Raw genomic sequence first — 22,536 nt, forward strand, 5'->3', positions numbered from 1 at the left:
GCGGCGGGACGCCGAACCGGCCCCGCCCGCCGCGTCAGTCCTCCGCCAGCGCCTCGGCGCGGCTTTTCCCGGAGACTTCCAGCGCCAGCGCGGCGGCCATGAATTGGTCAAGGTCGCCGTCGAGCACGCCGCCGCTGTCCGACGTCTCCACGCCCGTCCGCAGATCCTTCACCATCTGGTAGGGCTGGAGGACGTAACTGCGGATCTGGTTGCCCCAGCCGGCGTCCGCCTTGGCGTCATGCGCGTCCTGGATCGACTGGGTGCGCTTCTTCATCTCGATGTCGTAGAGCCGCGCCTTGAGCGCCGCCATGCAGTTGGCGCGGTTCTGGTGCTGCGACTTCTCCGAACTCGTCACGACGATGCCGGTCGGCAGATGGGTGATGCGCACCGCGCTGTCGGTCGTGTTGACGTGCTGGCCGCCGGCGCCGGATGACCGGAACGTGTCGATGCGCAGGTCGGACGGGTTGATGTCGATCTCGATGCTGTCGTCCACCACCGGATAGACCCACACCGAGCTGAACGAGGTGTGCCGCCGCGCCTGGCTGTCGAAGGGCGAGATGCGCACCAGCCGATGGACGCCCGACTCGCTCTTGAGCCAGCCATAGGCGTTCTGCCCCCTGATCTGGTAGGTGGCCGACTTGATGCCGGCCTCCTCGCCGGCGGTCTCGGACTGCAGTTCGACCTTGTAGCCGTGCGCCTCCGCCCAGCGGATGTACATGCGCGCCAGCATCTGCGCCCAGTCGCAGCTCTCGGTGCCGCCGGCGCCGGAGTTGATCTCGAGGAATGTGTCTGCGGCGTCCATCTCGCCCGACAGCAGCGCCTCGATCTCGCGCTGCGCCGCGCGCTCGCGCAGCGCCCTGACGCCGGACTCGGCTTCCGCGACGATCTCGGCGTCGCCTTCGGCCTCGCCGAGCTCGATCAGCTCGACCGTGTCGGCCAGTTCGCGGGCGAGCGCCCTGTAGCCGTCGACCGCGTCGGAGAGGGTCTGGCGCTCGCGCATCAGCTTCTGCGCGTTGGCCGGGTCGTCCCAGAGCGTGGGATCCTCGACGCGGGCGTTGAACTCCTCCAGCCGGTGCTCGGCGGTCTCCCAGCCGATGCGCTGGCGCAGCAGCTCCAGGGACTTCTCGATGGCGGCGATGTTGTTCTCGGTCTCCGCGCGCACGGGGCGTGATCCTTCCGTCTTCCGCTGCGCCGCCTGTCGCGGCGGCGAGCCTTCCAAGACCCGTCTAGGTATCGGCGACCGGGCCGCCGGTAAAGGCGCCGGCGCTTGGCGCGGCGCCCCCTGCTCCGTCGACGGACCGCCGCGCGCCTTCTCCCGCCCAATGGGCCCCGGGCGCCTGCGCGCGCCTAGTACAGCCCGCCCGGCGCGGCGAAGCCGCCGCCTGTCGGCGGCGCGCGGCGTCGGCCCGGCGCCTCCGCGGTCGCGCCGGCGTCGCCGCCGCCCGCCGAAGGCTGACCGGTTCCGTCCCCGTCGCCGGGCTGGGCGTCGAGCGACGCCGGGAAGTCGCCGCCGGTGAAGTAGAACGGGCCGCCGCCGATCTCCTGCATCGCCAGCGGGCTCTCGCCGGCGCGGAAAACCTCGGCGATCGCGTTCGCGCCGCCGCCCGGCAGCGGCCTCCCGCTCCAGCGGTCGACGGTGATGATCTCGGCGCCGGACGGCGGGGTGAACTCGTGCGCCAGCCGCGTCCCGTCGCCATAGGCCGCCTTGACGAACTCCGCGACCATGGGCGCGCAGAGCGTGCCGCCGAAGGCGCGAGGGCCTAGCGGGCGCGGGTCGTCGAAGCCGATGTAGCAGCCGAAAGCCATCTCCGAGGTGAAGCCCACGAACCACACGTCCTTGGCGTCGTTGGTCGTGCCGGTCTTGCCGGCGACCGGAACCGGCGCGTCGGCGAAGGGGCGGGTCGCGGTGCCGCGGGTGACGACGCCGCGCAGCATCGAGACGATCTGGTAGGCCGTCACCGGGTCGAGCGCCTCCTCGCCGGTCGGCAGCGGCGTCGGCGGCTGCGCGCCTGGGCGGTAGGGCGCCCCGCAGCCGACGCAGATCGCAGCGTCATGGCGCCAGATCGTCTCACCGCGCCGGTCCTGCACGCGGTCCACCAGCGTCGGCTTGATGCGCCGCCCGCCGTTTGCGAACATCGCATAGGCGGCGACCATGTCGTAGAGCGTCGTCTCCCCGGCCCCGAGGGCGTAGGCCAGATGCTCCGGCATGTCGTCATAGACGCCGAAACGCTCCGCATACTGCGCCACGACGTCCATCCCGACCTCCTGGGCCAGGCGGACGGTCATCAGGTTGCGCGACAATTCCAGACCGATGCGCATCGGCGAGGGGCCGTAGAACCTGCCGCTGGAGTTCTGCGGCTTCCAGAGGCCGCCGCCGGCCTCCACGACGACCGGCGCATCGAGGACGACCGTCGCCGGCGTGTAGCCCTGCGAGAGCGCGGCGGCGTAGACGAACGGCTTGAAGGCGGAGCCGGGCTGGCGCAGGGCCTGGGAGGCGCGGTTGAACACGCTGCTGTCGTAGGAGAAGCCGCCCTGCATGGCGAGCACGCGCCCGGTCTCGATGTCCAGCGCCATGAAGGCGCCCTGCACCTCGGGGATCTGCCGCATCTCCCAGCCGCCGCCCTCGCGCGCCTCGACCATGACCACGTCGCCGGCAGTCCAGACTTCCGAGGCGTCCTTCGCCCGCGGACCGAGCCGGTCGCCCGGCAGGCGTGGGCGGCTGTCGCGGATGTCGTCGCGGGTCATCCGCGCCGTCCCGGTCTCACCCTCCACCGCGATCGTCGCGGCGTCGTCGGCGACGGCGAGCACCAGCGCCGGCCGCCAGCCGGGGATGTCGCGCGGCAGGGCGACGCGCGCCATGGCCTCGCGCGCCGCGACGGGGTCCGACAGGTCGGCGTCCTCGATCCGCGCGACGGGGCCGCCGTAGCCGCCCTGGTTCCGGTCGTACTCCTCGAGCTGGCGCCGCAGCGCTTCGGCGGCGGCCTCCTGGAGCTTCGGTTCGATCGTGGCGCGGACGGTCAGCCCGCCGGTGTAGAGCGCCTCGTGGCCGAGCTGCCCGGAAAGCTGCCGGCGCACCTCCTCGGTGAAGTGGTTGAGCCGGTCGACGGAGGCCACCTCCGGCTTCGCGCCGGCGTCGAACAGCGTCGCCAGCGGCTCGGCCTGCGCGGCGAGCATCCCGATCTCGTCGATGACGCCGTTCTCGTACATCTGGCGCAGGACATAGTCGCGCCGGCCCTCGGCCCGGGAGCGCTGGCGCACCGGGTGCAGGTCGCTCGGCGCCTTGGGCAGCGCGGCGAGATACGCCGCCTCGCCCACGGTCAGCGCCTCCAGCGTCTTGCCGAAATAGCGCTGGGCGGCGGCGGACACGCCGTAGGCGTTCTGGCCGAGGAATATCTCGTTGAGATAGAGTTCGAGGATGCGGTCCTTGCTCAGCGCGCGCTCGATGCGCACCGACAGGATCGCCTCCTTGATCTTGCGCTCCAGCGACTGCTCCGAGGTGAGCAGGAAGTTCTTCATGACCTGCTGCGTGATCGTCGAGGCGCCCTGTAGCCGCCCGTCGCCGGAGCGGATCGCCTGGACGTTGGCGACGAGCGCGCGCGCAATGCCCAGCGGGTCGATCCCGGCATGGGTGTAGAAGTTCTTGTCCTCGGCCGAGATGAACGCCTGTTTCACGATCTCGGGGATCTCGTCGATCGGCGTGAAGATGCGCCGTTCGCGGGCGAACTCGGCCATCAGCCGCCCCTCGCCGGAGTAGACGCGGGTCAGGGTCGCCGGCTCGTAAGCCGCGAGGCTCTCATGGTCGGGCAGGCCGCGATCGTACATCCACACGATCAGGCCGAGGCCGCAGACGGCCGCGATGGCTCCCAGGGAGAGCAGGCTGGCGACGCCGGCGAGAAGTTTCAGCATAAGGCGCAGGCCCCGGACATGATGCGCGCCCCAATACGCGCCGCACGATCCCCGCGGGACCGCGACTCGAAACCCTAGTCAGGTAGCACAGGATCGCCCGCGCGGAAAATCGGCGGGAGCGCCGCGCGCGCCCAGCCCGCCGCCGCGGCGGCCAGCGCCCGGCCGGCCTGCTCGGCCCAGACCGGGTCCGTCAGCCGCGCGGCGTCATCGGGGTTAGAGAGATAACCGAGCTCGACGAGCGCCGAAGGCGTCTCGGCCCCGCGCAGCACGACGAAGGCCGCCGCCCGCAGGGGGCGCGCCGGCAGGGTGGGGCCGATCTCCGCCAACCCCTCCAGCAGCGCCGCGCCGAGCGCGCGGGAGCGGGCCGCGGTGCGCGGCGCGGCGAGCGACTCGAGCATGGCGGCGACGTCGGGTTCGAGCGCGGCGTAGGTCGGATCGGCGGCGTTCTCGCGCCGCGCCAGCGCCTCGGCCGCCGCGTCGCTGGCCGCCTGCGACAGCGTGTAGACGCTGGCGCCGGAAAGCGTGCGCTGCGGCGCGGCGTCGGCGTGGATGGAGATCAGCGCGTCGGCGTCGGTCGCCCGCGCCAGCGCCCTGCGCGCATCGAGCGGCACGAAGCTGTCGTCCTCGCGCGTCATGGCGACCCGAAAGCCTTTCGCGCGAAGCGCATCGGCCATCGCGCGCGCCACCCCTAGCACGACGTCCTTCTCCAGCGCCCCGCCGCCCGAAGCTCCCGGATCGGCGCCGCCATGGCCGGGATCGACGACGATCAGCGGCGCGGGCGGTTCGGCGGCGGCGACCGGCCCCAGCCCTTCGGGCCATCCGGCGGCCGTGGCGAAACGGCGCCGCTCGACCCGCTGCAGGCTGACGGTCAGCGTGTCACCCGCCACGCTGGCGGCGGGCAGCGCCGGACCGTCGAGATCGATCACGATCCGCGAGCGGCCCGGCGCTGCGAGGCCCAGACGCACGCTGCGGGCAAGCCCCGCTGGCGGCGGCGGAGCAAGCCCGCGCCAGTCCGTCTCCGGCAGGTCGATCACCGCGCGCGGCGGATCGTCGAGCGTGAAGACCGCCCGCGTCGCCGGCGCGGGGCCCGTGAAACGAACCTCCAGCCGCACGCCGCCGCCGTCAGGCGCCAGCGCCAGCGCCGCGGCCGCGGGCTGGTCCCGCATCTCCGCCGCCACGCGCCCGGCCGGGGCCGCCAGCGCCAGCGCCAGCAGCGCGCAGGCCGCCGCGGCCCGGACGATCACCGCCGCGCCCGCCTCGTCGCGGCGCGGCCGCCCCGTCGGCGTCGGGGCGCAGCCGCGCCCGGGGCGTTCCGTGCGGCGCCGCGGCGAGCATCTCGAGAAAGCCATTGTCATTTCCGCGCCGCCGTGAGTAGTGTCTGACGCTGCTCGGTTTGCGGCGCCTTCGCAACCGGCGTCGCGCAATCCGAGACGGCGAGACGTAGTTTTCCCGGAGCCATGGCGGACGGGGTCGTGAGCGTCCATCGGACGCGCAGTCGAACCCGAAGCTCCGGGCGGCGCCTTAAGGCCGCTCCGCACGACCGGCCGCCCGCCTGACGGCGCGGCGCTGCCATTTGACAGGGGACCGCATGGGTTTCGACCAGAGATCGCGCGACGCCAGCGCGCCCGCCATCGGCGGACGCGACGCATCCGCGGCGGGTCGACCCATCGTCCTCTCCCACACACCCCAGGCCCGCGCGGCGATGCGCCGCGGTCCGGGCCCTGTCCATTTGCGGATCCATGCCCAAGAAAATGCTCATAGACGCCACCCACCCGGAAGAGACCCGGGTCGTTGTGGCGGACGGCTCCAAGGTTGAAGAATTCGACTTCGAGTCCATCAATAAACGTCAGCTCTCCGGAAACATCTACCTCGCGAAAGTGACGCGGGTGGAGCCGTCGCTGCAGGCGGCCTTCGTGGAGTACGGCGGCAATCGCCACGGCTTTCTGGCCTTCTCGGAAATCCACCCCGACTACTACCAGATCCCGGTGGCCGACCGCGAGGCGCTGATCGCCGCCGAGGAGGCGGAAGCGGCTGAGGAGCAGCGCGAAGCCGAGAGCCCGCGTCCCAGGCGCGCGCGCCCGGCCAGGGCCCAGCCGGAAGCCCCGTTCGAGCCGGAAACCCCAGCCCGGCCGGAAGCTTCGGCCGAACCGGAAGCTTCGGTCGAGCCGGAAGCTTCGGCCGAAGACGCCGGGTCCGCCGCCGAGCCGATGGCCGAAGCGCCCAAGAAGCCTGCTCCCGCCAAGCGTACGCGCAGCCGCAAAAAGCCGGCGAAGACCGAGACGGTCGAGGCCGCGGACGCGGGTGGCGACGCGCCGTCGGACGCAGGCGCTGCTGCTCAGGAGGCGCCTGCGCCCGAAGCCGCCGCGCTCGGCGACCCGGAGCGGACGCCAGAACAGGCCACAGAACAGGTCCCAGAACAGGCCACAGAACAGGCCGCAGAACAGGCCGCAGAGCAGGCCTCCGAGCAGGGCCCGAACGAGGCGGTCGCCGGGGCCGACGGCCCGGACGATTCTGCGAGAACGCCTTCCGAGGACGTCGCCGCCACGCGGTCCGGCCCCGCCTCCATCGCCGAGGGCGCCGGCGCCGACAGCGCGGAGAGCGTCAGCGAGCCGTTCGAGCCGGAGGCGTCGGCCGAGACCGTCGCCGAAGACGCCGGCGCCGCGCCGAGGAAGCGCTCGACCCGGGGCCGCCGCACCCGCAAGCCCGCCAGCAGGGCCGACGCGCCGGCGGAGGCCGCGCGCGAGGCCGAGCCCGCCGAGGCCCCGGACGAGGATTCCGGCGTCGAGAGCGTCGGCGCCGAGGAGCCGCGCGAGGAGATGCGCCCCCGCAAGCCGCGGATGCGCAACTACAAGATCCAGGAGGTGATCAAGGTCCGGCAGATCATGCTGGTCCAGGTCGTCAAGGAGGAGCGCGGCAACAAGGGCGCGGCGCTGACCACCTATCTGTCGCTCGCCGGACGCTACTGCGTGCTGATGCCGAACACAGCGCGCGGCGGCGGCGTCTCCCGCAAGATCACCTCCGCGGAGGACCGCAAGAAGCTCAAGGAGATCGCGGCGGAGTTCGAGGCGCCCAAGGGCATGGGCCTGATCATCCGCACCGCCGGCGCCAAGCGCACCCGGCTGGAGATCAAGCGCGACTACGAGTTCCTGCTGCGCCAGTGGGAGGAGATCCGCGAGCTGACGCTCAGGAGCGTCGCGCCCGCGCTGATCTACGAGGAAGGCTCGCTGATCAAGCGCTCGATCCGCGACCTGTACTCCAAGGACATCGACGAGGTGCTCGTCGAGGGCGACGAGGCCTATCGCGAGGCCAAGGAATACATGCGCATGCTCATGCCGAGCCATGCCAAGAACGTGAAGCCCTACAAGGACGACATTTCGCTGTTCAGCCGCCAGGGGGTCGAGAGCTATCTCGCGGCGATGTTCAACCCGACCGTGCAGCTGAAATCGGGCGGCTACATCGTGATCGGCGTCACCGAGGCGCTGGTCGCGATCGACGTCAACTCCGGGCGCAGCACCCGTGAAGGCTCGATCGAGGAGACGGCGCTCAAGACCAACCTGGAGGCCGCCGACGAGGTGGCGCGCCAGCTGCGCCTGCGCGACCTCGCCGGGCTGATCGTGATCGACTTCATCGACATGGACGAGCGGCGCAACAACGCCGCGGTCGAGAAGCGCATGAAGGACCGCCTGTCGTCGGATCGCGCGCGCATCCAGATCGGCCGCATCTCGCCGTTCGGGCTCATGGAGATGAGCCGCCAGCGGCTGCGGCCCGGCATGATCGAGGCGTCGACGGCGCCGTGCCCGCACTGCCACGGCACCGGGCTCATGCGGTCAGACGACAGCCTCGCGCTGTCCATCCTGCGCGAGGTCGAGGAGGAGGGCGTGAAGAAGCGCGCCGCCGAGCTCAGGGTGAAGGCGCCGGTTTCGATCGCCAACTACATCATGAACCAGAAGCGTGCGCATCTGATGGCGATCGAGGCGCGCTGCGGCATGTCGGTCATGGTCGAAGGCGACCCTGCGCTGATCAGCCCCGAGCACCGTATCGAGCGGGTGCGCGCGGCGGCGGCGCGGCCCGAGCCGACGCCAGCCCCCGCGACCGTGCGCGCCGGCGCTGGCGCCGGCCTTGCGGCGTTCGACGACCCGCGCGCCGACGCCGAGGACGACGTCGAGGACGAGGTCGAGGCGGAGGCCGAAGCGCCTGTCCGTTCGGGGGAAGGCCGCCAGGCCGAGGCCCGAGCCGCCTCGCCGCGCGACAATGGCGAGGATGGCCGCGGCGACGGCAAGGCCAAGCGCCGGCGCGGCAAGCGCGGCGGCCGCCGGCGGCGGCGCGAGGACGAGGAGCGCGGCGGCGCCGCGGCCGGTCAGAACTCGCCCGGCGGCATGGAGGTTTTCGGCGACAGCGAAGACGACGGCCGCGACGATGCGGAGACCGCCGAGGCGCCGGCGACGCGCGAGCCGGCTGTCGCGCAGGCTGCCGCGCCCGAAACCGCAAAGGACGCCGCTCCGGTCGACGCGCCGGAGTCCTCCGCTCCCCGGGCGAGCGCCGAGGCTGCGGCGCCAATCGAGGCCACTCCAGCCGACGCGGTCCAGACCGACGCGGTCCAGACCGACGCGGCGCAGACTGGCGCGGCGCAGACTGGCGCGGTCGAGGCCGACGCGGCGGAGACCGGCGCGGCCGAGGCGGAGGAGCCGGCGAAGCCCAAGCGCCGTCGCGCGCGCAAGCCGTCCGCCAAGGCGCAGGCCGAAGCCGCCGCCGCCGAGACCGCGGCGCGGGAGGCCTCGGAGACGGCCGCTCCTGAGCCAGTCGCGGCGCGGCCTGAGCCCGCCTCAGCGCCCACCCCCGAACCCGCCGCGGAGACCCCGAAGGTCGATGCGGTCGAGCCCGAGCCCGGGCAGGAGGCGGCGGCTCAGGCCGGGGTCGTCGCGGCGGACGCGGGCGAAGCGCCCGCGTCGCAGCCCGAGCCCGCCGCTTCGGAGGGCGAGCCCGAGACGCCACGTCCGCGCCGCCGCGGCTGGTGGAGCATCGGCGCCCGCTGAGGGGTGCGGCCCGGCGCGCCCGCTCGGCGCGCCGGGGCCTTTGGGCGGGCCGGGCGCTGCGGCCGATCGGTCCCGACGGTGGCTGAAAGCGTGGCCGGAACCGCCTTCAGCCCCGCCAGTCCCTGAGCCGTCGCGCCGCCTCGCGCATCCGCGCCGTCGGCCCCGCGAAGCTGAAGCGCACGAAGGAGCGCCCCCTGGGCGGGTCGAAGTCGACGCCGGGCGTCGCGGCCACGCCGGCCTCCTGAAGCATCCGCCGGCAGAAGGCGACGCTGTCATCGGTCAGGTCGCCGACGTCGGCGTAGAGGTAGAAGGCGCCGTCGCAGGGCGCGAAGGAGCGGAAGCCGGCCTTCGGCAGCTCCTCCAGCAGCAGCGCCCGGTTGGCGCGATAGACCTCGACCTCCGCCTCCAGCGTGTCTTCGGCGTCCATCGCCGCGAGCGCGGCGACCTGGGAGACGTGCGGCGCGCAGATGAACAGGTTCTGGCTGAGGCGCTCCACCGCGGCGATCGCTTCGGGCGGGGCCACGATCCAGCCCACGCGCCAGCCCGCCATGCAGAAGTATTTCGAGAAGCTGTTGATCACCACCGCGTCGGGGTCGACCTCCAGCGCCGAGACGGCGCGCGCGCCATGCTCCAGCCCGTGATAGATCTCGTCCGAGACCAGCGTCGCGCCGATGCGCCGGCACTCGACGGCGAGCGCGGCCATGGCGGCGCGGTCGAGCATCGTCCCGGCCGGGTTCGACGGGCTGGCGGCGATCACGCCCGCGAGCCGCCCGGCGCGCCCGGCGTCGGCCAGCAGATGCGCGTCGGGCTGGAACCGCGTCTGCGGTCCCGTCGGCACGCCGACGGGGATGAGGTCGAGCGCGCGGGCCATGTTGCGGTAGGCGGGATATCCGGGCTCCGCCAGCGCCACCCGGTCGCCGGCGTCGAACAGCGCGAGCGCGGCGAGCAGGAAGCCCGCCGAGGCTCCCGCCGTGACGGCGATGCGCTCGGGCGCGACGACGACGCCGTGGCGTTCGGCGTAGCGGCGCGCGATGCGTTCGCGCAGCTCCGGCAGGCCAAGCGCCACCGTGTAGCCGAGCGGCCCGCGCGCCATCGCCGCCCGCGCCGCCTCGATGGCGCGGGCCGGGGCCGCCGCGCCGGGCTGGCCGACCTCCATGTGCACGACGTCGGCGCCGGCGGCCTCCCTCGCGCGCGCGGCCTCCATCACCTCCATCACGATGAACGGATCGACCGCCCCTCGCCTTGAAATCCGCATCATCCATAGCCCTTATGTGCGTAACGAAGCGGCATGCGCCGTATTGGGAAAGGTCGCGATGTCTGCGACGGTGCGCAAGCTGTCCGCGATGCTCCGCCTTGTTGCGGCGCTGCTCTGCGCGTTCCCGGCAAGCGCGGGGGGCTTCGTCAGGGACGCCGAGATCGAGCGCACGCTCTCGATGATGACGCGGCCGATCTTCGAAGCGGCCGGCGTCGCGCCGGAGAGCGTGCGCGTGCTGCTGCTCGACGATCCCGCGCTCAACGCCTTCGTGGCGAACGGTCGCACCATGGTGCTGAACACCGGCCTGCTGCGGCGGATGCCCGAGGCCGACACGATCATCGGGGTGATCGCGCATGAGACCGGCCACATCACCGGCGGGCATCTCGCGCGGCGCGCCATCGCGGCGCGGCAGGTGGCCGGCCCGGCGCTGCTCGCCACGATCCTCGCCGCGGCCGGCGCCGCCGCGGCCGGCTCCGCCGATCTCGGCGCCGCCGCCGTTCTCGGCGGTCAGGAGGCGATCCGCCGCAGTCTTCTGGCCTATTCGCGCGCGGAGGAGGCCTCGGCCGACCAGGCGGCCGTCAGCTACATGAACCGCGCCGGCGTCGACCCGAGCGGGATGCTCGAGATCCTGAGGCTGTTCAAGGGCCAGGAGGTGTTCAGCACCCAGCGGCTCGACCCCTACGCGCTCAGCCATCCGCTCTCCTCCGAGCGCATCAGCCTGCTCGAGAGCCGCATCGCGCAGTCGCCGATGAAGGGCGCGCCGCTCGATCCGCAGATCGACTACTGGCACGAGCGGATGCGCGCCAAGCTGGACGGCTTTCTCGAACGGCCCGAGCGCGTGCTGTCGCGCCTGGAGCTCGCGGACGAGCCAGACAGCGAGATGAACCTCTATCGCCGCGCGATCGCCCTGCACCGGATGGCGGACGTCGACGCGGCGCTGGCGACGCTCGGCAGGCTGCTCGACAGGCGCCCCGACGACCCCTTCTACTGGGAGCTGCGCGGTCAGGTGCTGCTGGAGAGCGGTCGGGCGCCGGAAGCCGTGACCGCCTATCGCCGCGCCGTGGCCCTGGCGCCGGCCGAGCCCCTGATCGCGGGCGCGCTCGGCCGGTCGCTGTTGGCCACCGGCGCCGAGGATGAGGCGCTCGTGCTGCTGAAGCGCGCGGTCCGCGACGACCCTGGCGAGCCGGGGCTGCTGCGCGACCTCGCGCGGGCCTACGCCCATGCCGGCGACGACGGCATGGCCGCCCTCACCACCGCCGAGCGCGTCGCGCTGGGCGGCGATCTCGACTCCGCCGCGCGGCTCGCGCGTCGCGCCATGGGCCTGCTGCCCACCGGGTCGCCCGGATGGCTGCGCGCCGACGACATCGCCGCCCTCGCCCCCGACAACGACTGACCCTTCCCGCTGCGGGGCGCCGCCGCCCGGAGCGTCACACGCAGGAGCCCATGCCCATGACCTTCGCCCTCACCCCGCGCCTGCGCGCCGCCGGCCTCGCCTGCGCCGCGGCGCTCGCCGTCGCCGCCGCAACGCCCGCCGCCGCGCAGCAGGCGCTCACCCCCGAGCAGGCCGGGGAGGTCGACGCCCGCGTGCGCGACTACATCCTCGCCAATCCCGAGATCATCCTCGAGGCGCTGGAGATCCTCGAGAGCCGCCGCGGCGACGCTCAGGCGACGGCCGACGCGCAGCTCGTGTTCCAGCACGCCGAGGCGCTGCTGGACGACGGCTACAGCCCCGTCTTCGGCGCCGCAGACGGCGACGTGACCGTGGTGGAGTTCTCCGACTACCGCTGCGGCTACTGCAAGGCCGCGCATCCCCATGTCACGGAGCTTCTGGACGGCGACGCGAAACTGCGCCTCGTGCACAAGCAGTTCCCGATCCTCGGGGCGGACAGCGTGTTCGCCGCGCGCGCCGCGATGGCCGCGCAGGGCCTCGACCGCGCGGCCCATGACCGCTTCCACGACGCGATGATGACTTTCCGCGGCGCGCTGGACGAGGCGGCCGTGCTGCGGCTGGCTGGCGGCGCCGGCATCGAGGAGGGCGACCTGCGCACCGCCATGGAGGCGCCCGAGATCGCGGAGCGCATTCGGGAGACCTACTCTCTCGCCAAGGATCTCAAGATCGAGGGCACGCCGAGCTTTATCATCGGGGACCGTATCCTGCGCGGCTATGTCGAGGTGGAGCAGATGCGGGAGCTTGTGGCGGAAGCCCGCGCCGCAGCGCAATGACGCCCGCGCAGTGACGCCCTGCGGCGGAGCCTTGCCGCAGCGCGGCGCCCGGGCGCTTGGCGCGGCCGGGTTCGCCGCGTATAAGCGCCTCGCCGGGCGGCCGCCCCCACCAACCAGCGCAACGCCGGGACGTTCGAGCCGGCGGCGCGGAAGCGAGATCCGATGAGCAAGAGCCCCGACGACGACATCGCCTTCATCCGTGCGCTCGCCCAGCTTCTGCGCGAGACGGATCTCGGCGAGATCGAGGTGTCCCGAGAATACGGCGAGGACGACGAGCTCCGCGTGCGGCTGAGCCGCGCCGCCGCCCCGGCGCCGGTCATGGCGGCTCCGGCCCCGGCCGGTGCGGCGCAGGCCCCCGCCGCGCCGGCGCCGACGCTGGTCGTCGCCGCAGAGACGTCCGACCCCGCCGATCATCCCGGCGCCGTCGTGTCGCCGATGGTCGGCACCGCCTATCTCTCGCCGGAGCCCGGCGCGGCGAACTTCGTGAAGGTGGGCGACACCGTCCGCGAGGGCCAGACCCTGCTGATCATCGAGGCGATGAAGACGATGAACCAGATCCCCGCGCCGAAATCCGGCGTGGTCAGGCAGATCCTCATCGCCGACAAGCAGCCGGTCGAGTTCGGCGCCGCGCTCATGATCGTCGAATAAGCGCGATGTTCTCCAAGATCCTGATCGCCAATCGCGGCGAGATCGCGCTGCGCATCCACCGAGCCTGCCGCGACATGGGCGTGCGGACCGTCGCGGTGCATTCGACGGCGGACGCTAACGCGATGCATGTCCGGCTCGCCGATGAGAGCGTCTGCATCGGCCCGCCGCCGGCCGGCCAGTCCTACCTCAACATCCCCGCGATCATCACGGCCTGCGAGATCTCCGGCGCCGAGGCGATCCACCCCGGCTACGGCTTCCTCAGCGAGAACGCCGCCTTCGCGCAGATCGTGGAGGAGCACGAGTTGACCTTCATCGGGCCGACGCCCGAGCACATCTCGATCATGGGCGACAAGATCGCCGCCAAGGACACCATGAAGCGCCTCGGCGTGCCCTGTGTGCCGGGCTCGGAGGGCGCCCTCTCCCATGTCGAGGCCGCGCAGGCGGTGGCGGACGAGATCGGCTACCCGGTGCTCGTCAAGGCGGCGTCGGGCGGCGGCGGCCGCGGCATGAAGGTCGCGCGCACCGCCGAGGAGCTCCCCATCGCCTTCCAGACGGCGCGCGCCGAGGCCAAGGCCGCCTTCGGCGACGACGCGGTGTATCTGGAGAAGTATCTCTCCAAGCCCCGCCACATCGAGATCCAGGTGATCGGCGACGGCCGCGGCGCGGCGGTGCATCTCGGTGAGCGCGACTGCTCGCTCCAGCGCCGCCACCAGAAGGTGTTCGAGGAGGCGCCCTCGCCGGTCATCGACGCCGCCACGCGCGCGCGCATCGGCGAGACCTGCGCGAAGGCGATGGCCGACATCGGCTATCGCGGCGTCGGCACGGTGGAGTTCCTCTACGAGAACGGCGAGTTCTACTTCATCGAGATGAACACCCGCCTGCAGGTCGAGCATCCCGTGACCGAGATGGTCTATGGCATCGACCTCGTGCGCGAGCAGATCCGCGTCGCCGCCGGCCTCGGCCTGTCGCGCACGCAGGAGAGCCTTGTGCCGAAAGGCTGGGCCATCGAGTGCCGCATCAACGCCGAGAAGCTGCCAAGCTTCTCGCCCTCGCCGGGCCGCATCACCGCCTACCATGCGCCCGGCGGCCCCGGCGTGCGGATGGACAGCGCGCTCTATGACGGCTACGCGATCCCGCCATACTACGACAGCCTCATCGGCAAGCTGATCGTGCAGGGCGAGGACCGCGACGACGCGCTCGCGCGGCTCGACCGGGCGCTCGCCGAGCTCATCGTCAACGGCGTCGACACCACCGCGCCGCTGTTCCGCGCCCTGCTGGAGAGCCCGGACCTGCGGCGCGGCGACTACGACATCCACTGGCTTGAGAACTGGCTCGGCGCCTGACGCCGGGCACGGGCCGCGCCGCCGCGCGCGTCGTCGTTAACGCGGCGTGAACGCGGGCGGCGGCAGCATCGCCGGCATGATCCGCATGCTCGCCCTGTTCCTGCCCGCCCTGTTCCCGTCATGGCGGTTCTTTCCCGCAGTCGAGCCGTCGCCGCGGATCGAGGTCGCGCATGTCGGCGCGGGCCCGGCGGAGGCATGGCGCGCCTTTCGTCCGCCCCCGGCGCGTCTGACGGCGGCGCAGATGATCGCCCGGCTGTTCTGGAGCCCGCGCCGCAACGAGGATCTCTATCTCGCAAGCTGCGCCGAGCGGATCATCGCCGACGGCCGCGACCACGCCCGGCGCGAGATCCTCAAACGCATCCGCGCGGCGACGCCCGAGGCGCGGGGGCGGGCGCTGCGGTTCCGCCTCGTGACCGTCCATCGCGAGGGCGAGCGGCTGGTCGAGCGGACGGTCTACGTCTCTCCGATCGACGCGCCCGCCGGCGACCCGCCGGAACCGGCGTCGTGAGCTTCGATCTCGCGCTGCGGCTGACCGAGGCGCTGCTGGCGCTCGCGCTGGCGCAGCAGGCGCTGGAGCACATGGCCTCGCCCCTGCGCGGCGAGGCGGCGCTGTTCGCGCCGCGGCTGGCGCTGGCCGCGGCGCTGGCGCTCGGCGTCGCGCCGGGCTGGGTCTGCGCGGCGCTGCTGGCGCATGGGCTGCTCGTCCTGCGACGCTTCGACGGCCCCTACAACGGCGGCAGCGACCGCATGACGCTGCTCTGCCTGATCTGCCTGACGGGGGCGCACTGGGCGCCCGAGCCGGCGTGGCGCGCGCTTTCGCTGGCCTATCTCGCCGGGCAGCTGACGCTCTCCTACGCGATTTCCGGCTGGGTGAAGATCGTCAACCCCGACTGGCGGACGGGGCGCGCGCTGCGCGACGTGTTCCTGTTCTCGACCTATCCCGTCAGCGGGAACCTGCGCGGCTTCGCCGGCCGCCCGGCGCTGATGCGGGCGACGGGCTGGGCGGTGATGCTGTTCGAGATCCTGTTTCCGCTGAGCTTCCTGCATCCGGCGGCGCTTGCGGCGAGCCTCGTCGTCGCCGCCGCGTTTCACCTCGCCAACGCCGCGCTCTTCGGCCTGAACCGCTTCTTCTGGGCCTGGCTCGCCGCCTATCCGTCGCTCCTGTGGCTTCAGGCGCGGCTCATGGGGTGAGGCCGCGGCGACACGGCGACGGCGTTGCGCCTCGCGAAGGGCGAGCCAGGTGTGGCGCGACGCCGCGGCCTGCGCTACCTCACGCCTCGATCTGGAGGATTGGCCATGCTGCGCGCGTTCGCCGCCTATTATGCGCCGCACCGGCGGCTGTTCCTGCTGGATTTCGGCTCCGCGGTGCTCGTCGGCCTGCTCTCGCTCGGCTTCCCCGTGGCGGTGAAGTTCTACGTCGACCGTCTGCTGCCTTCCGGCGACTGGGGACTCGTGCTGCTGGCGGCGCTGGGCCTTCTCGCCGTCTATCTGGTCAACACCGGGCTGATGGCGGTGGTGACCTACTGGGGCCATGTCCTCGGCATCGCCATCGAGACGGAGATGCGCCGCAAGGCGTTCGACCATCTCCAGCGGCTCTCGCACCGCTTTTTCGACGGGCAGAAGACGGGGCACCTGGTCGGCCGGCTCACCAAGGACCTCGAGGAGATCGGCGAGGTCGCCCACCACGGCCCCGAGGATGTTTTCGTCGCCGTGATGACCTTCTTCGGCGCGCTGGCGCTGATGGTCTGGGTCCACCCGCAGCTGGCGATGATCGCCGCCTGCATCGCGCCGCTCGTCGTCTGGCTCGTGGTCGGCTACGGCGGCAGGCTGACGGCGAACTGGGAAGCGCAGTTCGACCGCGTCGGCGCCTTCAACGCCCGCATCGAGGAGACGGTGGGCGGCGCCCGCGTGGTGCGCGCCTTCGCCAACGAGGAGCATGAGCGGCGCCTGTTCGCCGCCGACAACGAGCGCTACCGCCGCGCCAAGCTCGACGCCTACCGCCTGATGGCCTCGACCATCTCGATCAACTACCTCGGGATGCGGCTGCTGCAGGTGGTGATCCTTGTGGCGGGGGCGTGGTTCGTCTCCGCCGGCAGCCTGACCGTGGGCGGCTTCGTCGGCTTCCTGCTGCTGATCGACGTGTTCTACCGCCCGCTGGAGAAGGTCTCCAACGTGCTGGAGAGCTATCCCAAGGGCATCGCCGGCTTCCGGCGCTATCGGCAGTTTCTCCAGACCGAGCCGGACATCGCGGACCGGCCCGGCGCGCTGGCGCTGGGCCGGGCGGCGGGCGCCGTCGCCTTCGAGGGCGCGAGCTTCGCCTATGACGCCGGCCGTCCGGTCATCGGAGAGCTCACGCTGCGCGTCGCGCCGGGCGAGACGATCGCCTTCGTCGGCCCCTCCGGCGCCGGCAAGACGACGCTGCTCGCCCTGGTTCCGCGCTTCTACGACGTCTCGGGCGGCGCGGTGACGCTCGACGGCCATGACGTGCGCGACCTGACGCTCGCCTCGCTCAGGCGCAACATCGGCGTCGTCTCGCAGGACGTGTTCCTGTTCGGCGGCACGCTGCGCGAGAACGTCGCCTATGGCCGGCTCGAGGCCTCGGAGGCCGAGATCGTCGAGGCCGTGCGCCGTGCGCGGCTCGGCGGTCTGGTGGAGAGCCTTCCCGACGGGCTCGATACGGTGGTCGGCGAGCGGGGCGTGCGGCTCTCGGGCGGGCAGAAGCAGCGCGTGGCGATCGCGCGCATCTTCCTGAAGAATCCGCCGGTGCTGATTCTCGACGAGGCGACATCGGCGCTGGACGTGGAGACCGAGGCGGAGATCCAGGCCTCGCTGGAGGCGCTGTCACAGGGGCGCACGACGCTGATCATCGCCCATCGCCTCGCCACCGTCCGCAACGCCCACCGCATCGTGGTGCTCACGGCCGAGGGCGTCCGCGAGGAAGGCGGCCACCATGACCTCGTCGCCCGCGGCGGGCTCTACGCGCGGATGCAGGCCGCCCAGTCCCTCGCCTCGGGGCAAGTGGCGGCGGAGTGAGGCGCGGCGTCGCCGGCGCACCGATGACGCGAGTTGATTGCAGGGCTGCACGCTGCTAGGTCCAACCGCGACCGTCTCACGGAGAAGCACCCATGAAAGACTACGCCATCGCCGATATCGGCCTCGCGGACTACGGCCGCAAGGAAATCGCCATCGCCGAGACCGAGATGCCGGGCCTGATGGCGTGCCGCGAGGAGTTCGGCGCCGCGAAGCCGCTCAAGGGCGCGCGCATCACCGGCTCGCTGCACATGACCATCCAGACCGCGGTGCTCATCGAGACGCTCGCCGAACTGGGCGCCGAGATCCGCTGGGCCTCCTGCAACATCTTCTCCACGCAGGACCACGCCGCCGCCGCCATCGCCGCGGGCGGCACGCCCGTATTCGCGATCAAGGGCGAGTCGCTGGAGGATTACTGGACCTACACCGACCAGATCTTCCAGTGGGCCGACGGCGGCCTGACCAACATGATCCTCGACGACGGCGGCGACGCCACGATGTACATCCTGCTCGGCGCGCGGGCGGAGGAGGGCGAGGACATCCTCTCCACGCCCGGCTCCGAGGAGGAGGAATACCTCTTCGCGCAGATCAAGAAGCGCATGAAGCAGTCGCCCGGTTTCTTCGTGAAGCAGCGCGCAGCGATCAAGGGCGTGACCGAGGAGACGACGACCGGCGTCAACCGTCTCTACCAGCTCGCCAAGAAGGGCCAGCTGCCGTTCCCGGCGATCAACGTGAACGACAGCGTCACCAAGTCGAAGTTCGACAACAAGTACGGCTGCAAGGAGTCGCTGGTCGACGGCATCCGCCGCGGCACCGACGTGATGATGGCCGGCAAGATGGCCGTGGTCTGCGGCTACGGCGACGTCGGCAAGGGCTCGGCCGCCTCGCTGCAGGGCGCCGGCGCCCGCGTCGTCGTGACCGAGATCGACCCGATCTGCGCGCTTCAGGCCGCGATGGACGGCTTCGAGGTCATGACGCTGCAGGACGCCGCGCCGAAGGCCGACATCGTCATAACCACGACCGGCAACAAGGACGTCGTGACCATCGACGACATGCGCCTGTTCAAGGACATGTGCATCGTCGGCAACATCGGCCACTTCGACAACGAGATCCAGGTCGCCGCCCTCAAGAACCACAAGTGGACCAACATCAAGCCGCAGGTGGACATGATCGAGTTCCCCGACGGCAAGCGGATGCTGCTGCTGTCGGAGGGCCGGCTGCTGAACCTCGGCAACGCGACGGGGCACCCCAGTTTCGTGATGTCGGCGAGCTTCACCAACCAGGTGCTGGCGCAGATCGAGCTTTTCGTGCGCGGCGAGCAGTACTCCAACACCGTGCATGTGCTGCCGAAGCACCTCGACGAGAAGGTGGCGACGCTGCATCTGGGCAAGCTCGGCGTCAGGCTGACCAAGCTTCGCGAGGAGCAGGCGGCCTATATCGGCGTGAGTCCGCAGGGTCCGTTCAAGCCCGAGCACTACCGCTACTGATCGGCTCGGGCGCCGGAGAGGGCGGACGATGGGGCGCATCCTCACCGTCACGCTGTCCCCGGCGCTCGACCTCTCGACCGAGACGCCGGTGGTCGCGCCGGGGGGCAAGCTGCGCTGCGCCGAGCCGCGCAGCGACCCCGGCGGCGGCGGCGTCAACGTCTCCCGCGCCATCCGCTTCCTCGGGGGCGACAGCGCGCCGCTCGTCGCCGCCGCCGGCGCGGCCGGCGAGGCGGTGCTTTCGCTGCTGCGCGCCGAGGGCCTCGCGCCGCTCGCCGTCGCAGCGCCCGGCGAGACGCGGCGCAACTTCTCGGTCATCGAGACGACGACCGGCGCGCAGTACCGTTTCGTGACGCCCGGCGCGCCCTGGAGCGCTGCCGACGCCGAGGCGGCGGCGGCGCTCGTGGCCGCCCAGGTCGCGCCGGGCGACTGGGTGGTGATCAGCGGCAGCCTGCCGCCGGGGCTCGCCGCCGACCATCCGGCGGCGCTCGCGCGGCGGCTCGCGGCGCGCGGCGCGCGGGTCGCGCTCGACACGTCGGGCCCGGCGTTGGCGCATGCCGCCGCGCAGGGCGCCGGCCTCGCCGTGCTGCGGATGGACGACGCGGAGGCGGCGGAGCTGGCCGGCGCGCCGCCCGGGCCTCCGGAGGCCACCGCCGCCATGGCGAGCGCCCTCGTGGCGCGGGGCGCGGCGGAGATCGTCGCGATCGCCCGTGGGGCGGAGGGCACGGTCGTCGCCGATGCGGCGGGCCGCTGGTTCTGCCGGCCGCCAAAGGTGCAGGTCGTCAGCGCCGTGGGGGCAGGCGACAGCTTCATGGCCGCCTTCACCATGGGGCTCGCGCGCGGCGACGCCCCGGAGCGGGCCTGCGCCTTCGGCGTCGCCGCGGCGGCGGCGGCCGTCACGACGCCCGACACCCGGCTCTGCGACGCCGAGACGGTGGCGCTTCTGCTGCCTCAGGTGACGGCGGCGCCGCTCTGAAGCCCGGCGGGAGCCGGTCCCGCCGCCTCGGGCCAAGGCTCGACGACGACTTCGGGCCACAACGCGGCGATGCGGGCGCTCTTCGCCTCATGGGTCGCGCGGTTCGGCAGGACAGGGTTGGGAGTCAGCCGCCGCGCGAAGATCGCGTCGAGACCGAAGGGCGCCGCGACGACGATCTCCGCACCTGACAGCCGCGCCGCGACCGCGTGGGTGCGCGAGGCGTAGAACCGCAGCGATCCGGTCGCGCTCGCGAGCTTGGGGTAGGCGAAGCCGAAGCGGCGCGGAAACCACAGATGCGTGCGCGCCTGGTTGCGCAGCTCCACCGGAACCGGCCCCTGCGCGCACGGGAGCGCGGCGGGCATGGCGCGGATCGCGGCGTCCTCCGCCTCCCAGCTCGGGTCGCCGGCGTCGAAATAGACGATGTCGACGTCTTTGAGGCCGTAGCCGGGCGACCGGCCGGAAAGGCTGTTCCAGACGGCGCCGTAGAGCGCGCCCGAGACGAGCCAGCAATCGGGCAGGCCGCTGTCGCGGGCCAGCCGAAGTCCCGCCATGGCGACCGGGTCGGCGCGCAGGATGTCGCAAAAGCGCGCCTCCAGCGTGCTCAATTCACCCCCAGCGCGCGCATCACGTCCGACAGGATGCCGCCGATCAGCGTCTCGTCCTCGTCGGCCGTGCGCTCTGGCTCTCGGGCCTGCGCCACGACCGCCTCGCGCGGCGCGGGGCGCAGTTCGGGCAGCGGCCGCGCCGGCAGGCCCTGGTGCAGCCGCGCCATCGTCTCGCGCCATATCTCGGCGGGCAGGCCGCCGCCGGTGACGCCGGTCAGCGGCGTGTTGTCGTCGTAGCCCATCCAGACGCCGACGACATACTGCGCCGAGAAGCCGATGAACCAGGCGTCGCGCGCCTCCTGCGTGGTGCCGGTCTTGCCCGCGAGGGGGCGGTCGAGCAGCGCGGCGCGGCGCCCGGTCCCCGTCCGCACGACATCGGCCAGCATGTAGGTCAGGTAGCCGGCCACAGGCGCGGCCAGCACGCGGCGGCGCTGGCCGGGGCCGGCCATCAGGGGCGTCTCGTCGCCGCGCACCCGCAGGTCGCGGATGCCCCAGGGCGCGCCGTCGAAGCCGCCGGAGGCGAAGGCGGCGTAGGCGCCCGTCATCTCCAGCAGCGTGACCTCGGAGGCGCCGAGCGCGGTGGCCGGGCCGGGCGCGATCGGCGTGGTGAGCCCGAGCTTGCGCGCCACCCGCTCCACCCGCGCCGCGCCGACGCGCTCGTAGAGCCGGACCGCGACGGTGTTGATCGAGTGCGCCAGCGCGTGATCGAGGGTCACGGGCCCGGCGTAGCCGCCGCCATAATTCTCCGGCGACCAGGCGCCGATGCGCAGCGGCGCGTCCACCACGACGTCCGCCGGCGAGAGGCCCGTCTCCAGCGCGGCGGCGTAGACGATGGGCTTGAAGACGCTGCCCGGCTGGCGCCGGGCCTGCGTGGCGCGGTTGAACTGGCCGGCGTCGGCGTCGCGCCCGCCGACGATGGCCCGCACGGCCCCGTCGGGCGTCATCACCACCACGGCGGCCTGCGCCTTCGAGCCCGCGCGCACGCTGTCGGAGAAGACCTTCGCCAATGCGGCCTCGGCGGCGCGCTGCGCGGCGGGCTCGAAGGTCGTGCGGATCACCACGTCCTCGGTCGTGGTCTCGGTGAGGTAGACTGGGCCAGCGTCCATCACCCAGTCGGCGAACTGGCCGCCGGCGCGCGCGGCGGCGGCGGCGGAGAGGCGGGCGGGCTCGGCCAGCGCTACGGCGGCTTCGCCGGGCGAGAGGTAGCCCTCCTCCGCCATTGCGCGCACGACCACTTCCGCACGGGCCTCGGCGAGCGCGATGTCGGCGGTGGGCGAGAAGCGCGACGGCGCCTTGAGTAGACCCGCGAGCATCGCCGCCTGCGAGGGGTCGACGAAACGCGCCGACTTGCCGAAATAGCGCTGAGCCGCAGCCTCGAACCCATAGGCGCCGGCGCCGAGATACACGCGGTTGAGGTACACTGCGAATATGTCATCCTTGTCGTACTTCAGCTCCATGGCCAGCGCCATGGGTATTTCCTTCAGCTTGCGCTCGAAGGACCGTTCATTGGTGAGAAATACGTTCTTGGCGACCTGCTGGGTGATGGTCGAGCCGCCCTGAACGACACGCCCGGCGCGGAAGTTCGCCAGCGCCGCGCGCGCCAGCCCGCGCGGGTCCACGCCGGGATGGCTGTAGAAGCGACGGTCCTCCGCGGCGAGGATCGCGTGCACCAGATGGGGCGAGACGTCGCCGACGCCGATCTCCCCGCCGAACTGCTCGCCGCGCCAGGCGAACACCTCGCCGCGGCTGTCGAGCATCGTGACGGAGCCGCGGGAGCGTCCGTCGCGCAGTTCTTCGGGGTTGGGCAGCGCCTGATACATGAAGAAGACCGCCGCCGCGAGCGCCAGCGCCGCCGCACCGGCCAGCCGCAGGCCCATGCCGAGAGCGAACAGCACGACGGCGCGCAGGGCCCGCTCGACCCGTCCCGGCCGGCGCGCATGGCGCTTGTTGTCCCGCTTGCCGGCGGGAGGGGCCTGTTTCGCCTTCGGCACGCGCGCTCTCCGGTGCGTCGTGAATGCTGCTCGCCGTCATCC

The 22,536-nt window shown here is 72.5% G+C and carries 16 protein-coding genes; 10 read left to right on the plus strand and 6 right to left on the minus strand.

The window, feature by feature from the left end; translation table 11 throughout:
* Positions 1–34: 34 nt before the first annotated feature.
* The 3 genes from prfB to BLW43_RS10790 all read right to left on the minus strand — a co-directional run bounded on the left by prfB (position 35) and on the right by BLW43_RS10790 (position 5,255).
* The gene (gene prfB / locus BLW43_RS10780; RefSeq protein WP_093253064.1) at positions 35–1,162 is read right to left on the minus strand and encodes a peptide chain release factor 2; all 1,128 of its coding nucleotides are present in this window, start codon (positions 1,160–1,162) and stop codon (positions 35–37) included.
* 185 nt (positions 1,163–1,347) lie between these two features.
* Positions 1,348–3,906 carry a penicillin-binding protein 1A gene (locus BLW43_RS10785; protein WP_093253066.1) on the minus strand — a complete coding sequence of 853 codons (2,559 nt, stop codon included), beginning with the start codon at positions 3,904–3,906 and terminating at the stop codon, positions 1,348–1,350.
* Between the two features lie 74 nt (positions 3,907–3,980).
* Positions 3,981–5,255 (minus strand): N-acetylmuramoyl-L-alanine amidase, encoded by a 1,275-nt coding sequence (locus tag BLW43_RS10790; protein ID WP_093253069.1) that lies wholly within the window; start codon positions 5,253–5,255, stop codon positions 3,981–3,983.
* Positions 5,256–5,645: 390 nt separating this feature from the next.
* Here BLW43_RS10790 and BLW43_RS10795 point away from each other — a divergent pair, with 390 nt between their 5' ends.
* Positions 5,646–8,939 (plus strand): Rne/Rng family ribonuclease, encoded by a 3,294-nt coding sequence (locus BLW43_RS10795; protein WP_093253071.1) that lies wholly within the window; start codon positions 5,646–5,648, stop codon positions 8,937–8,939.
* Between the two features lie 106 nt (positions 8,940–9,045).
* Here BLW43_RS10795 and BLW43_RS10800 read toward each other — a convergent pair whose 3' ends face one another.
* Entirely contained in the window at positions 9,046–10,194 is a 1,149-nt protein-coding gene (locus tag BLW43_RS10800) for an aminotransferase class I/II-fold pyridoxal phosphate-dependent enzyme (protein ID WP_093253341.1), read from the minus strand.
* Between the two features lie 58 nt (positions 10,195–10,252).
* Here BLW43_RS10800 and BLW43_RS10805 point away from each other — a divergent pair, with 58 nt between their 5' ends.
* The 9 genes from BLW43_RS10805 (at position 10,253) to BLW43_RS10845 (ending at position 19,898) form a co-directional block, all read left to right on the plus strand.
* The gene (locus tag BLW43_RS10805; protein ID WP_175478849.1) at positions 10,253–11,587 is read left to right on the plus strand and encodes a M48 family metalloprotease; all 1,335 of its coding nucleotides are present in this window, start codon (positions 10,253–10,255) and stop codon (positions 11,585–11,587) included.
* Positions 11,588–11,643: 56 nt separating this feature from the next.
* The gene (locus tag BLW43_RS10810) at positions 11,644–12,417 is read left to right on the plus strand and encodes a DsbA family protein (protein WP_093253087.1); all 774 of its coding nucleotides are present in this window, start codon (positions 11,644–11,646) and stop codon (positions 12,415–12,417) included.
* 162 nt (positions 12,418–12,579) lie between these two features.
* Positions 12,580–13,065, plus strand: a complete 486-nt coding sequence (gene accB, locus BLW43_RS10815; protein WP_093253090.1) for an acetyl-CoA carboxylase biotin carboxyl carrier protein — start codon at positions 12,580–12,582, stop codon at positions 13,063–13,065.
* A gap of 5 nt (positions 13,066–13,070) precedes the next feature.
* Positions 13,071–14,408 (plus strand): acetyl-CoA carboxylase biotin carboxylase subunit, encoded by a 1,338-nt coding sequence (gene accC / locus BLW43_RS10820; protein ID WP_093253093.1) that lies wholly within the window; start codon positions 13,071–13,073, stop codon positions 14,406–14,408.
* Positions 14,409–14,484: 76 nt separating this feature from the next.
* On the plus strand, positions 14,485–14,916 hold the full coding sequence (locus BLW43_RS10825) for a hypothetical protein (RefSeq protein ID WP_175478850.1): 432 nt from the start codon (positions 14,485–14,487) through the stop codon (positions 14,914–14,916).
* On the plus strand, positions 14,913–15,599 hold the full coding sequence (locus tag BLW43_RS10830; protein WP_093253095.1) for an HTTM domain-containing protein: 687 nt from the start codon (positions 14,913–14,915) through the stop codon (positions 15,597–15,599). Before BLW43_RS10825 ends, BLW43_RS10830 begins: the two co-directional genes overlap by 4 nt.
* A 105-nt stretch (positions 15,600–15,704) precedes the next feature.
* Complete coding sequence (locus tag BLW43_RS10835) at positions 15,705–17,441, plus strand: ABC transporter ATP-binding protein (RefSeq protein WP_093253098.1); 1,737 nt, start codon at positions 15,705–15,707, stop codon at positions 17,439–17,441.
* A 92-nt stretch (positions 17,442–17,533) separates the two neighbouring features.
* Entirely contained in the window at positions 17,534–18,925 is a 1,392-nt protein-coding gene (gene ahcY / locus BLW43_RS10840; protein WP_093253101.1) for an adenosylhomocysteinase, read from the plus strand.
* 28 nt (positions 18,926–18,953) lie between these two features.
* Positions 18,954–19,898 carry a 1-phosphofructokinase family hexose kinase gene (locus BLW43_RS10845; RefSeq protein ID WP_093253103.1) on the plus strand — a complete coding sequence of 315 codons (945 nt, stop codon included), beginning with the start codon at positions 18,954–18,956 and terminating at the stop codon, positions 19,896–19,898.
* Here BLW43_RS10845 and BLW43_RS10850 read toward each other — a convergent pair.
* Both BLW43_RS10850 and BLW43_RS10855 read right to left on the minus strand, forming a co-directional pair.
* Positions 19,874–20,503: a nucleotidyltransferase family protein gene (locus BLW43_RS10850; RefSeq protein ID WP_217632153.1), complete on the minus strand. Its 630-nt coding sequence runs from the start codon at positions 20,501–20,503 to the stop codon at positions 19,874–19,876. The two genes, BLW43_RS10845 and BLW43_RS10850, sit on opposite strands and share 25 nt — an antisense overlap.
* Positions 20,500–22,380, minus strand: a complete 1,881-nt coding sequence (locus BLW43_RS10855; RefSeq protein WP_093253346.1) for a transglycosylase domain-containing protein — start codon at positions 22,378–22,380, stop codon at positions 20,500–20,502. Before BLW43_RS10855 ends, BLW43_RS10850 begins: the two co-directional genes overlap by 4 nt.
* Positions 22,381–22,536: the final 156 nt, after the last annotated feature.

It is taken from the genome of Rubrimonas cliftonensis, from assembly GCF_900107585.1.
In the GTDB taxonomy this organism is placed as follows: domain Bacteria; phylum Pseudomonadota; class Alphaproteobacteria; order Rhodobacterales; family Rhodobacteraceae; genus Rubrimonas; species Rubrimonas cliftonensis.